The 13,487-nt window shown below is 66.3% G+C and carries 10 protein-coding genes; 3 read left to right on the top strand and 7 right to left on the bottom strand.

Translation table 11 applies throughout. The features are described 5' to 3' along the window. Together KH616_RS12550 and KH616_RS12555 are read left to right on the top strand one after the other, a co-directional pair. A partial coding sequence (locus tag KH616_RS12550; protein WP_292244879.1) for an extracellular solute-binding protein occupies window positions 1-557 on the top strand: 557 nt, incomplete at its 5' end. Next, entirely contained in the window at window positions 554-2,314 is a 1,761-nt protein-coding gene (locus KH616_RS12555) for a diguanylate cyclase (RefSeq protein ID WP_292244880.1), read from the top strand. The genes KH616_RS12550 and KH616_RS12555, both read left to right, overlap by 4 nt. An 11-nt stretch (window positions 2,315-2,325) precedes the next feature. Here the strand turns inward: KH616_RS12555 and KH616_RS12560 are convergent, their stop codons facing one another. From KH616_RS12560 to KH616_RS12590, 7 genes are all read right to left on the bottom strand, one after another. After that, window positions 2,326-2,583 carry a hypothetical protein gene (locus tag KH616_RS12560; RefSeq protein ID WP_292244881.1) on the bottom strand — a complete coding sequence of 86 codons (258 nt, stop codon included), beginning with the start codon at window positions 2,581-2,583 and terminating at the stop codon, window positions 2,326-2,328. A 92-nt stretch (window positions 2,584-2,675) separates the two neighbouring features. Then, window positions 2,676-3,908 (bottom strand): type III PLP-dependent enzyme, encoded by a 1,233-nt coding sequence (locus tag KH616_RS12565; protein WP_292244895.1) that lies wholly within the window; start codon window positions 3,906-3,908, stop codon window positions 2,676-2,678. A gap of 2 nt (window positions 3,909-3,910) precedes the next feature. After that, entirely contained in the window at window positions 3,911-5,737 is a 1,827-nt protein-coding gene (locus KH616_RS12570; RefSeq protein ID WP_292244882.1) for an IucA/IucC family protein, read from the bottom strand. 26 nt (window positions 5,738-5,763) lie between these two features. Continuing rightward, window positions 5,764-6,945, bottom strand: a complete 1,182-nt coding sequence (locus KH616_RS12575) for an MFS transporter (protein WP_292244884.1) — start codon at window positions 6,943-6,945, stop codon at window positions 5,764-5,766. Further along, window positions 6,942-8,753 (bottom strand): IucA/IucC family protein, encoded by a 1,812-nt coding sequence (locus KH616_RS12580; RefSeq protein WP_292244886.1) that lies wholly within the window; start codon window positions 8,751-8,753, stop codon window positions 6,942-6,944. Before KH616_RS12580 ends, KH616_RS12575 begins: the two co-directional genes overlap by 4 nt. After that, a complete protein-coding gene (locus tag KH616_RS12585) occupies window positions 8,750-9,955 on the bottom strand; it encodes a siderophore biosynthesis protein (RefSeq protein ID WP_292244888.1) in 1,206 nt (401 codons plus the stop codon). Before KH616_RS12585 ends, KH616_RS12580 begins: the two co-directional genes overlap by 4 nt. Before the next feature lie 256 nt (window positions 9,956-10,211). Further along, a complete protein-coding gene (locus tag KH616_RS12590; RefSeq protein WP_292244890.1) occupies window positions 10,212-12,359 on the bottom strand; it encodes a TonB-dependent siderophore receptor in 2,148 nt (715 codons plus the stop codon). Between the two features lie 225 nt (window positions 12,360-12,584). On the opposite strand from KH616_RS12590, the gene KH616_RS12595 reads away from it, so the two are divergent. Further along, a partial coding sequence (locus KH616_RS12595; protein WP_292244893.1) for an ornithine cyclodeaminase family protein occupies window positions 12,585-13,487 on the top strand: 903 nt, incomplete at its 3' end.

Below are 13,487 nucleotides of genomic sequence, written 5' to 3' on the forward strand. Positions count from 1 at the left end.
GCGGCAAGGTCCTCGACTTCAACAGCGCGCAGCACAACTTCTCGTTCGCCGCACTCGCGCTCGGCTATCACGACCCGTTCCAGCTGTCGCCGGCGCAGACGCAAGCGGTCGCGCGCAAGCTGATCGATCTGCGCCGCAACCTGCTGACCTATTACACGCTGCCCGAGGAGGCGACCGCGCTGTTCGTCCAGCATCGCGCCGCCATGATGTTCGGCAACTACGGCACGCAGCAGGTGGAAATGCTGCGTCGTGCCGGAGCGGATGTCGGCTACGTGATTCCGGACGAGGGCGCGCTCGCATGGCTCGACTGCTGGGCGGTCGTGCGCGGTTCGGACAACCCCGAACTCGCCCATGCATGGATCAACTACATGCTCGAGCCGGGGATCGGCGCGCTGCTCGTGCGGCGCCAGGGCCTCGCGAATACGCTTACGCCGGCGCCGGGCGCGCACGCGGGGCAACGTCTCGTGTGGATCCAGCCCGTCGAAGACATTGCGCGGCGCGAAGCGCTGTGGAGCCGGATCGTGTCCGGCGATCGTCCCGAGAATTTCCCGAAATGATCAAGCTCGGACTGACCGCGAAGCTGTCGGTGCTGCTCGCCTGCATCGGCGTCGTGGCGTCCGGCGCGACCGGCTATTACGCGTACCGCGCCAATCGCACGATGCTCGTGCAGGAGGCGCAACACAGCCTGCTGATGTCGACGCAGCTGCTCGGGCAGCGTTTCAGCGCCGCGCTCGGCGATGTCTCGGACGACGCGCTCGTGCTGGCAACGATGCCGTCGGCTGCGGCCGTCGCCGAAGGCGAAGCACCGGCCGGCGCCCAGCGAGGCCGGCTGGAGCAGGTGTACTACAGCTTCATGACGCATCATCCGGAGTATCTGCAGATCCGGCTGATCACGCGCGCGCAGTATGGGCTGGAGCGGATTCGCGTCGACCGCGACAAGCACGGCGTCGTCGTGCTGCCGGAAAGCGGGCTCCAGGAGAAGGGGCAGTTCTCGTATGTCTTCGAGACGCTGTCGACCACGCCGGGCCACATCTATCTTTCGCCGATCTCGATCAATCACGAGACGGGCTCGCATGCGGCGGAAGGGCGGCCGATCCTGCGGGTCGGGACGCCGGTGGTCAACCCGCGTGGCGAGACGGTCGGCGCGCTCGTCATCGACATCGACCTGACGCGCATCTTCATGCGTCTCGAACGCGATCTGCCGGAAGACTATCTCGTGTATCTCGCCAATGAGTGGGGGGATTTTCTGGTGCATCCCGATCCGGCGCAGGCATTCGGCTTCGATCGCGGACGCCGCGTGCTGATGCAGGAGCGTTTTCCGGCGACGCAGTCGCTGTTCGACGAATCGCGCATGAATGTGACGCTCAACGGCCTGTCGCGGCCGAGCCAGGCGCCCGGGCAAGTCCTCGCATTCACGCGCACGGCGTTTGGCCGGGGCGAGGGCAACCGCTTTGTCGTGCTGGGACTCGAACGCCCGATGTCGGACGTGCTGGTGCCGGCCAGCATGCTCGGCGAGCGGATCGTGCGGATGGTGCTGATCTCGAGCCTGCTCGCGGCCGTGCTGGCGATTCTGTTCGCGCGCGCGATCACGCGGCCGCTACAGGTGCTGGCGCGCGCGGCGACGCACATATTCGACGATCCGGCGACCGAACGGCTGCCGGTCGCCCGCTCCGACGAGATCGGCATTCTGGCGCGCTGTTTCGACTGCATGCGGGTGGAGATTCGCAAGCAGATGACGATGCTGCACACCAAACAGAAGGAACTGGCGCATATTGCGGGCCACGACATGCTGACGGGGTTGCCGAACCGGCTGCTGTTCATGGAAAGGCTCGATCATGCGATTCGCGATGCGTCGGCGACGGGCGAAGGGCTGGCGGTGATGTTCGTCGATCTCGACCGCTTCAAGCAGATCAACGACCAGCTCGGGCATTCGGCCGGCGACCGGACGCTCGTCGCGGTCGCGAAGCGGCTGAGCATGGTGCTGCGCAACGGCGACATGGCGGCGCGGCTCGGCGGAGACGAATTCATCGTACTGATCGCCGGCGTGCGGTCGCCCGAAGTGATCGGCGACATCGCGTCGCGTATCCAGCTGGTGATGGCCGAGGAGCTGGAATTTGGCGAGCGGCGCATGGCGGTGGGGGCGAGCATCGGCGTCAGCGAGTTTCCGGCCGACGGCCGCTCGGCCGAGGAACTGCTCGTCAAGGCGGATGCGGCGATGTATGCGGCGAAGGCATCGGCGCAGCGCGCGTGCATCCGCTATCAGGATCTGCTCGGCGCGGGATCGCATGCGGACGACGCGTGCGACGACGAGTAGCGGGCGGCAGGTCAGCCGCCGGCGTCCTCGATTTCCTTGCGCTCGCGGCGCTCCTCGTTGCCGCGGCGGGCGCGCAGGCGCTGGCGCGACAGCGTGACGATGACCTGTTCGGTCGGGGCGCCGGCCGGGAGTTCGTTGCGGATGCGGTCGGCCACCATCGGCAGCCCCGAGCGGGCGCGGCGCAGGGCTTTCGCGATCGCGCGGCGGCATTCGTCGCCGTGACAATCCCATTCGTCGCGGATTTTCTGGCAATAGCGGCATGTGTCCATGGCGGACAGTTTAACGGTTGCCGGAATCGTCCGCGTGTGCGGGCCGCTCCGTTGCGATACGGCCGGCGCCGGCCGCGCGCCGCCTTCAGCCGTTAGTCGTCAGCATGCGCGCCCTTCGTCGGCAGATATCCGTGATGCGGATGCGGGTGACGCAGGAAGTCGTGGTGCGAGATATGCCATGCGTAGGCGCCGGCGTAAGGGAAGACGACCAGATCGCCGGCCCGCACCCGTTCGACTGGCGCATCCCGGGCCAGCAGGTCCTTCGGCGTGCACAGCTGGCCGACCACGCTCACGCGGGCGTCGCTGACTTCGGGGCGTTCGAACGGATAGCGCCATGTGTCCACCGGCAGCACGCGAAACGGATGGCTGTGCCCCTGTGCATACGGAGTGCGGAAGTGATGCGTGCCGCCGCTCGCGACGACGAACGTCTGGTCGAATGCGTGCTTCACGTCGATGACTTGCATCGCATAGTAGCCGCAGAACGCCGTGATGTAGCGTCCGCATTCGAACCGCACGGTCAGGCCGTCGCGTTGCGCGGAACGCGACGACAGGCCGGCGGCGAAGGCTGCCCAGTCGAACTGGCGCGCCGGCTCGCGGTAGTTGACGCCGATGCCGCCGCCGACGTTGATCTGATCCAGCGTTTGCAGTCCGAACTCGGCGCGCCAGCGCCGGACCTGCTGCAGGTACGCGTCGAGCAAGCGCAAATGGGCGTCGGCGTCGAGTTGGTGCGACATCAGGTGGAAGTGGAACCCGCGCAGACGGATTTCCGGGTGCGCGCGCAGCCACGCGAGGCAGTCCGGCAACTGGTCGCCCTCGATGCCGAACGGCGTGGGCTTGCCGCCCATCATCAGCGTGGTCGCTGGCAGGCCTTCGACCGCGAGATTGACTCGCAGCAGCACCGGTGCGATGACGCTGCGCGTTCGCGCGAGCCATGCCAGCCGCTCCAGCTCATGCCGGCTTTCCACATGCAGTGCCTCGACGCCGAGGTCGAGTGCGCCGGCCAGCTCGACGTCAGTCTTGCCCGGCCCGCTGAAGATCAGCGGCACGTCCGCGAAGTGCTCGCGTACCCATGCCAGTTCACCGCCGGAAGAGATTTCGAAGCCGTCCACGAGCGGCGCCAGCGTCTGCAGGATCGGCAGATCCGAATTCGCCTTGATCGCGTAGAACAGCTCGAACCCGGGCGGCAGGCGGCTGACGGTCGCATGGGCGTGGCGCCGCAAGGCTTCGAGATCGTAGACGTAGGCGGACAGCGGCGAGCGTGCATGGCCAATCTCAGCATCGAGATAGGCGGCGATTTGGGGCCAGCGCAGTTCGGGCGTGTTCAGGGTCATGCAGCCTCCAGGCCGGCGAGCGGAATCGGATTGGTCACGGGCACGTAGGTCGAAGCGCGGTCGGCGCGCTGAAAGAAGCGGTTGCTGAAATTCGTTTTCGCCGGGAACGGGCTGCCGGCGAGCAGGGCGTTGACGCGCCGGGCGGAAGCCGCATTGCCGTGGCGATGCTGGTAGACGTGCAGGTGATGACGGACGACGGACCACAGGCGCGCGGTCATGACAGGGCGATCCCCGCCAAGCTGGGCGATGACCTCGCACAGGTTGTTGACGAACAGGCAATAGGCGATGCGGTTCCAGCCCTGCTCCTCGTCGTACCAGAGCGACGCCTGCGCGCGTGCGCTGAGCTCGGGCATGCTGGCGGCGGGATGACGTGACGGCGTCAGCTTCACGCCTTCGAAATCGCGCAGGAAAAGCTGCGCGGGCATGTCCTGCCGCAGTCCGATCACGACGTTTTGCAGATGCGGCTCGAAGATCACGCCGTGCGAGAAGAACAGGTGGAACACCGGATAGACCAGCTGTTCGACGTAGGCGGAAAACCAGCGCTCGGTCATCGCGTCGACCGGCAGGCCGTCGCGCGTCGCAAGCGTGTCGAGCAGGCGCCGCATGCGGGCCTGACCGTAGTGATGGTTGCCGAACAGCGAGCCCGCCAGCAGCGGCACCACATCCGGCGCACACAGCGTGTCGACGCTCTGCCGGAGAATCAGCCCGAAGCCTTCCACGACCTGACGGTTCTTTGCCACATCGGCGTCGCGCAGATCGACCGACAGGAACGCCGGCTCCTCCATCAGGGCGAGGCCGGGGAAGCGTTGTGCCAGCTCCGGAAGCAGCGGGCGCAGCACGCGATTGACGTGCATCGCGCTTTCGAGCTCGTACCATGCGTTCTTGCGCACGCAGTTCGTGATGCGGATATTCAGCGACAACTTGTAGAAGTACGGATTGCCGGGCTGGTACAGCGTCCGGATCGACGACGTGGGGAAGAAATCCTCGCCCTGGATGCCAAGATCCTGAAGGCGGCCGCTCGCCAGCGCGTCGTGCACGAGCGGATGCGTGCGGAGGTCGCCGGCCTGCCACGGATGGACGGGTACGGCGACCCGGTCGCCGGCCACGGCGGGGGCGTTCGACGCGATCAACTGGTCGCAGGTGCGCGCAAGCAGCGATTGCTGCGCGATATCCTCGCGCGGCACGGAAAACCATGCGAGCGGAAAGCGGGTGCGCATCTCGGGCGAGTAGCGCAGCAGGTCCTCGTCGGAGAACCCCTGACGGCTCTTGGGCGTCGGGTGGAAAGGATGGCCGAACGTCAGCGACTGTTCGGAGTCGATGTAGGCGTCTACCGGGTCGGCGGGAATCGTCGCCGGGACGGGCACCATCAGCACGGCCGTACTGACGGCGACGCTGTTGCGGATCTGTTCCATCAACTCGGTGTTGGGCGGCAACGCGTGTTGCAGCGCCAGGTCGCGCAACAGCAGGGCGGCCAGCGCTTCCCATTCGACCATCGCCCACGCCTTGTTTCCCGCCTTGTGGAAGATGGCCGAGAGATAGCGGTAGTTGCCCGTGAGCCACGCGCCGCCGACCACGGCCAGCAGACTGTCGCGGACATGCGGAAGGCGAATCTGCAGCACGTGGGCGCGCTCGCGCTGCGCGGTCATGACGATTGCGGCCGGCCAGTCATGCGGATCCATCGGCGGACCGACCCGCAGTTGGCCGTTCGGGAGCGCGACCTCGCGGCAGTAGCAGTTCAGCAGCGTTTCCTGGCAGCGGCGCGCGGCAGCCAGCTCCGCCGACAACCGCGCGGCGGCGTTTTCGGGATTCGTTTGATTGGGCATGTGTCGTTGCCTTCGGATCAGAGGAGTCAAAGCACGCTCGCCTGCGGGCGAGCGCAATACAGGAGGTAGCCGAGATAAGCGACCAGCGGGGCCAGCAGCGCCGCGCCGAGCACATAGGCCGTGCGCGGGCCGGCTGCGCTGGTCGCGGCGCCGGCAGCGAGTCCGGCGGCGACCGCGCCCCATTTGGAGCTGCTTTCGAACCAGCCGAACGTCCGCCCCGCGTTGTCGGCGTGGACGACGCTGGCGACCAGCGCATGCAGGCCGATGAATCCCGCGGTCATCGCGGCGCCCATCAGGAGGCGCCAGGCGACCAGCGCGGGCAGCGACAGCGGCGCGGACTGCGCCAGCAGGCTGAGCGCCAGGACGCCGAATGCGGCCGCGATCATGCCGAGCGACGGCGCGAGCCCGAACCGGCGCGACAGCAGCGGTGCCGCCGTCAGGTAGACCATGTGCGGCAGTCCGAACAGGAGGCCCGCCGTGGCGGCGGAGGCGCCCGGCAGGCGCTGCTGGATATCCGGGATGAAGTAGGGGAAGGTCACGACGGTGGCAAACACGAAGGTGAGCTGCAACACGTAGATCTGGCGCGGCGTCGCAGGCGCACCTGAGGCGGCGTCGCGGGCCTGCGCGCGCTTGACCGCACCCGTCCCGGCTTCCCCTGCGGGAAGCCGGGCGATCATCACCGCGGCGGCCAGCGGCAGCAGCGCCAGCCAGCGGTACAGCACGATCGGCGACGCGGTGCTCATCCACAGACCGAGGCAGGCGGGCGCGGCAACCAGCGCCGCGCGTGCGGACCACTGCATCGCCGTCAGGCTGCGCGTGAGCGTCGTGCCGGAGGCGACCGTCGCGAGATACGCATTCGATGCCGCGAAGGTTCCCCCCAGCACGCCCTGCAGCACCAGCGCGGCGAGGAACTCGGCCGAATGGGTGGAAAAACTGGCGAGCACGAAACTCGCCGCGAGTCCGAGCTGCGCGCGCACCAGCAGCGGCTTCTTGCCGAAGCGATCGGCGAGGCGCCCCCACCATGGCGCCGACACCGCGGCCAGCAGCGTCGGCACCACGTAGAAGGCGCCGGCAAGCCACGGCATGTCGTTGTGCAGCGAGCGCTGCAGGATCAGCGCGAAGAACGGCGGCATGCCGAGCGCCGCAAAGGCGGCGATGAAGTGGCTCAGCATGACGACCGCGACCACATGTCGTGTGCCGACGCTCATGGCCGCCCCTGCAGGAAGTTTGCCGCGCGTTTGCCGTAGAACTTGTTGACATCCGTGGCGCCGGTCTGCGCTTTTTCGACCAGCGACGCGGCGGTCAGCAGGTACTTGAGGTAGAGCCGGTCGTCTTCGAGCAGGATCTGGCGGGCGAATGCCGTGTCTTCGCCCGCTTCGGCCAGCTCAGCGAGGATTGTCTCGATCCGGCTGCGCACGCGTGCATAGCCCGCCGCCGGATCGGTGCCACGGTGTTGCGCCAGCCCTTCCACCAGCGCGGCAATGTTCAGTTGGAGCGTAATCGTGGTGAACATCTGGGCAAGCGGCAGCGCGTCCGGGGCGTCGATGCGCGGGTCTTCGAGGCCGTCGAGCCGGCCGGCGAGTGCCGGCCAGCGGCGCGCGAGCTGGCTACGGTCGATGCGAGCGGCGTCGTTGTCCTTGAGCAGCAGCCGCAGGCCGTCCTCGCCGTACACCAGCATGGAGTTCTGCTGGTTCGATTCCAGTGCGATGCCGTAGCGCAACCACAGCGTCAGGTGCAGGCGCAGCGTCAGCGCGAGGTAGGCATCGAACCATGCGTCCAGGTCGCCGCCGTAGAAGCGTTCGGCGAGCGCTTCGGCGGCCAGCTTGCCGTTTGCCGTCTCCGCGAGGAGACCGGCGACAGGAATCACTGTCGCGTGCTCCAGTGCCTGCGCCGGGTAGCGTCGCAGGATGAAGCCGAGCAACGGATGCTGATCGACATGGGCGCCGTTCGCCTCGTCGGTCAGCAGGAGCCGGTCGCGAATGGCCGGCTCGCGGGCGGCGATGTCGCCCAGCAGCGTCTGGATACGATTCCCGTCCCCGATGGTGCTCGGCTTGATCGTGCGGATATTCCGCGCACCCAGCGTTCGTATCGTGAGCGGCAGCTTCACGTGCCATTCCGGCGCGTCCAGCACGATCAGCGACCGTACTGACAGCGTCGGCGCGACGCGCAGATGCGTCTGCGGTGCACGAATGACGTGGCCGGTCAGCCCGGCGTCGGCGAGAAAATCGTCCAGATGACGACGCCAGACGAACGGATGCACGGGCACCAGCGCATGGGTGCGGGCGAGCGCCGGAGCGAGGCCGACATCGGCGAAACCGGGCCAGCGCGGTGGCAGCGCATCGCCGCTCGGGTGGTAGCGGTCGCGCGGCACGGCAAGCCAGTTCAGTTCGAATTCGGGCTGGAACTCCGGTGCGTACCGCGGCAGGTCGGGGGCGGCAAAGCCGAGCTTGGCCCGCGCGCTGGGATAGTACGGGTGATCGAGGAACGCGGCGAGACGGTCGTAGTGCTGCATGCGGTGATGCCATGACGGCGACGCGGCTCCGTCCATGCAATCGGGCGACGCAAACCAGCGCGCGCGTTCGGCCTGCGCGGCGGCGCGATGCTCGCGGGCGGCGCGGCACTCGTCCGCGTAGGCGGTAAACAGCCGGGCCGCGTCGACGGGAAGATCGCCGGCCCACGCCGTCAGTATCGCGTCGACGTCGTTCAATTCGGTCAGGCTGCGGGCGGTCTCGCTCAGAAGCGGCAGGCGGGTCAGTCGCCAGTCCTGCATGTAGCGTGTCGGCGTGACGGGAATCCAGAGGACGCCCGGTCCGAAATGGCGCACGCGCAGCCAGTGCTGGTCGGCGGGAAAGCCCGCGGCGGCGTCCGAATGCCCGTCGCCGCAGATCAGCTCGCCGCGGCTGACGCATTCGCGGACGTCTTCGCGCAACAGCGCATCGACGACCCGGATGCAGACGTAGTCCGCATCCGTCGCGGCGGATGCGTGGCCGGGCTGAATAGGAAGACGGGCGGTCATTGTGCGATCTCCCATGCGAGCGTGCGGCTGGTTCGCTCCACTGCGGCGGCCAGACCGTCCGTGTCCGGGCCGCTGCCGCGCAGCACGCCGATGTAGTCCTTGTTGGAGTGCGTGAGTTCGATGGCGTCGCCGACCTTGCGCAGCGGCAGGTAGGTCAGGCGCATGCCGTCGACTTCATGCTGGCTGGCCGGCGGCGCGTGCCGCAGGGTGCCCGCCGCGGTCGCGGTGAAGTAGCGGATCCATGCGGCGCGCTTGGGCACGTCGAGCGCCGGCAGCGGCTGGCCGAGATGCAGCCGCAGAACCTGCTCGAACAGCGGGAACGGCAAGGTGTCGCGCAGCAGGAATTCGCGGTAGTCGCCGATGCTGCGATAGTTGATTTCGATCAGGCGCGGGCCGTTTGCCGTGAGCACGTATTCGGTATGGCAGGCGCCGAAGCCGACCCCGAAGCGGCGAATCATGTCCAGCACGTCGGCCTCGACCGACGGCGGCAGCCCCGTCCCCCAGACCGCCTCCAGTTCGACGAAATGGGGCGGCGGCGACAGGGTCACGCGGAAGCCGCCCAGCGCGCGGATCGTGTGGCCGTCGCCCAGGGTTTCGAGCGTGTAGAGCGGGCCCTCCAGATACGCTTCGAGCAGCAGCGCCTGCCCCGGATGCAGCGCCCAGACGGCGGCGCACTGTCCGGCCAGTTCGGCGCGATCGCGAGCGAGGCTGACCTGCTGGCTGGCCACGCCCTCGCGCGGTTTGACGATGCAGGGCATCGGGATGTCGTCCAGCGCGGCGACCGCGGCAGGATCGCAGACCACGGCGTGCCGGAGCGTGTCGATGCCGCGCTGAGCCATCCGACGGCGCATCTCCGCCTTGTTCTTGGCTGCGTAGGTCGTGCGCCAGTCCTTGCCCGGCAGGCCGAAGTAGCTGGAGGCGATTGCCGTGGCGGTCTGCAGGTGATCGCTGTTCGAGAACAGGGCGGCGGGCTGGCCGTCGCGTCGCGTGATCGCATCGATGACCGCCACCGGATTGAAGACGTCGCACGGGACGATTTCGTCCGGATAGGCGGGGAGGCCGCTCTGCGCAAAATGCGTGCGATGCGCGTCGGCGCAGTCGGTCAACAGGACGACCGCGAGCCCGAGCGCCCGGGCGGCGGGCAGGAAGCCCTCGTTGACGGGTGCCGTGGGAACGTGCGCCAGGATGAAGAGTGTCTGCATGGATAGCGTCCTTTGTGCGTTCAGGTCAGCGGTAACGGTGAAACATGTAAATGCGTACGCGAGTGAGAATGATTTGTGTTCAATGAAATGCGGGCAATCGTTGTCAGGCATGCATCGTGAAAAGGATTTCGTTCGTACCCGAATTCTTCGGCCGATGCTCGCACACGTTTGCGCCAAAAGCGTGACGGGGCACCGGTCCGTATGGAACACAAGCGAAGCGGGGCATGGCCGCACCCCGGTTCGCTTTTTCCGAGAACTACATCTGGTATCGCAGTGTTGCCATGACGCTGCGAGGTGCGCCCGGCATGTTGAGGTTGGGGCTCGAGCCGTGCGCCGAGACGATGTAACGCTTGTCGAACAGGTTGTACAGATTCAACTGGAGCGATACCGGGCCGCGTGCGTACCAGGCCATCATGTCCGCCGTGATGTAGCCGGGCAGCGTCACGGTGTTCTGCGGATCGGCCATGCGTGCGCCGACGAAATTCAGACCGCCGCCGACGCCGAAGCCGTTGCCCAGATTCTTGGTCAGCCAGAGATTGCCGGAGTGGCGTGGCGTGAGGGTGGCGCGCTTGTCCTGCAGCGCGGCGCTCGACTTGGTGACCTCGGCGTCGAGATAGGCGTAGCCTGCCAGCACGCGCCAGCCATGGCCGAGCTCGGCGGCGCTGCTGAGCTCGATGCCGTCGGTGCGCTGCTCGCCGATCGGAATCAGCGCCGTGTTGCTCGCATTGGCGACCTTGATATTGCTGCGATCGAGCCGGAACACCGATACCGTCGTGGTGAGCTTGCCGTCAAGCCAGTCGTACTTCGCACCGATTTCGGTGTTCGTCGTGGTTTCCGGAGCGAGTTCCGCATTGTTGGCCGCCAGCGAGAATGCTTCGCCGGAGGGCTGGAAGGATAGGCTCCAGGACACGTAATACGATTGGGCCTGGGTCGGCTGCCAAACCAGGCCTGCGCGAGGGCTCCATGCCGTGTCGGTACGCGACAGGCCCGGCTGCTTCGGACGGCGGTCGATCGTTTCCTGCTGGAAACGGTCGTAGCGGATGCCCAGCAGCGCCTTCCAGTGCTCGCTGAAGCTGATCATGTCCTGCGTATAGACGCCCACGGTCTTGAAGATGCCGAGGTTGTTGGCCGTGGGCGTCGTCGACGTGTGCAGCGGCAGCGTCGGCAGTGCCGGTGCGAACAGGTCGAAGTTCAGCGGCTTGCCGTTGGTCCCCGTCACCGGGGCCGAATAGCTGACGAGATCCTTGTTCTGCTGGCCGAATTCCATCCCGTACAGCACTTCGTGCTTCATGCCGAACAACATGGCCTTCTGCACGAGTTCGGTCTGGTTGAACCAGCCATGCTCCTCGCGATAGACGTTGCCGTGGTTCAGCGTGAAGGTCCGCGCGGCCTCGTTGACGTCGCGGACCAGCGTGTTGTTGCGGTCGAGCGAATCGTGGTAATAGCGTGTCGCATTGCGGATCGACCACTGATCGTTGAATTCGTGCTTGACGGTGGCCGTGCCCGAATACACGCGCGTTCGCGTGGTATCCACGCTGCCCGCATTGGCTGCGCCGTAATAGGCAGACGCCGGCACGTCGACGGGCCGACCCTTGTAGGCCGGGATACCGAAATCGGTGACGCGGCGGTCTTCCAGATAATCGGCCTGCAGCAGCACGGTGGTCTTCGGCGCGATGCGCAATTCCAGCGAAGGCGCGACGGCCGTGCGATTCATGAACTGTTGCGAGCGATAACTCTTGGCTTCCTCGTGGGCGCCGGTCACGCGGAAAGCGGCCGCGCCGCTGGCGAGCGCGCGCCCGACATCGGCTTCGATGCGCCGGTCGGCCCAGGCACCGTAACTGATGCCGAAATCGGTGACGTCGACACCCGGTTTCTTCGTGACGCGGTTGATCAGGCCGCCGGATGATCCGCGCCCATAAAGAACGGCGGCCGGACCCTTGACGACTTCCACACGATCGACGTTGGAGAGATCGCGGAAATACAGCGCGTCGTCGCGAATGCCGTCGACGAACTGGTCGGCGATCGCCGAGAAACCGCGAATGGTGACCTGGTCGCGCTGACCGTCGCCGGTGGAGAAGCCGACGCCGGGTACGTTCTTGAGCACGTCCTGCATGGAATTGGCGTGCTGGTCGCGCATCACTTCCGCGGTGACCACGTTCACGGTCTGCGGGATATCGCGCAGCGGCGCATCGATTTTGGTGGCGCTGCGCGCACTAGCCGGGTTGTAACCCACACCCGGATCGCGAATCGAACTTGCGTTGATGCTCATCACCGGGAGCTGGTCCGCCGCGGCGCCGGGCTGTGCCGACGCGTTGTCCTGCGCGAAGGCGACGCCGGTCACGATGGGCTGGCATGCGAAAACGGCCAGAACCGTGCGTCGCACCGGATACAAATCTCGTCTCATCTCTCCTTCCTGTAATGGTTCGTAATTGGAAAATGAGACGCATTATCATTAGTAAGAATAGAAAGGTCAACAAGTGTTGCGAATTGGGGAAGGGATGCTGGGCCGAGCGTCGTCGATCCTGATGAGAAACGACTGCGCGAAGCCGCCGCTTCCGAAAACAAGTTGTCCATAGTAGACTGAAAATCTATGTATCGACACGGAGCGGGCTGTGCCCGGAATCACTGTATGAGTGCTCAATCGAACAACTTGCCTTGCGTTGTGGATGAGGCGCAGGTTCGTGCCGCATTGCCGAGCCTGAATACGCGTGGAGCACTGGAGCGGATGTTCCGATCTCTGGCCAAAGGTCGCGCGGTGCAGCCGCCGCAAACCCTGACTCTCTTTCCCGAGAACGCCGGCGACTTCATCACGTACCTCGGTGCGTTGGCTGAAGAGCGCGTATTCGGTGCCAAACTGTCCCCGTATGTTCCGACCAGTAGCGGCCCGATCGTCACGGCCTGGACTGCCCTGATGTCGATGGAAACGGGGCGCCCTTTGATGTGGTGCGATTCCGGACTGTTGACAGCCGAACTCACGGTCGGCGCCACGGCACTGGCCGTGGAACATCTGGCGTCACGCAATGCGAGCACCCTTGCGCTGGTGGGTACCGGCGCGTTGGGCTTGGCGCATCTGCGTCATCTGCGTCCGGTTAGGGAATGGACGACCATTCGCGTCTACTCGCCACAACTGGCGAATGACGGTAGCAAGCGTGATCAAGTGAGGTCGATCGACCCGCGTATCGTGGTGAGCGACACGCTGGACGGATGCGTTCGCGATGCCGACGTCGTCTCGCTTTGCACATCGTCGGGACAGCAGGTCCTGACGGACGGCATATTGACGCGGCCAGCGCTGGTGACGTCGATCAGCACGAACGCTGTCAACGCGCACGAGGTTCCGCCGGCATGGCTTCCGGACATGGATGTGTACTGCGACTACCGCGCGACGACCCCGGCCAGTGCAGGGGAGATGAAGATTGCCGCGGCCGAGTTCGGCTGGCATCCCGACAGGATCGTGGGCGATCTGCCGGAGTTGATTGCGGGCGATGCGCCGCTCCAGTCCTACGAGCGTCACGTTTTCTTCCGTTCGATCGGG

It is taken from the genome of Burkholderia sp. (assembly GCF_018375725.1).
Taxonomy (GTDB): Bacteria; Pseudomonadota; Gammaproteobacteria; order Burkholderiales; family Burkholderiaceae; genus Burkholderia.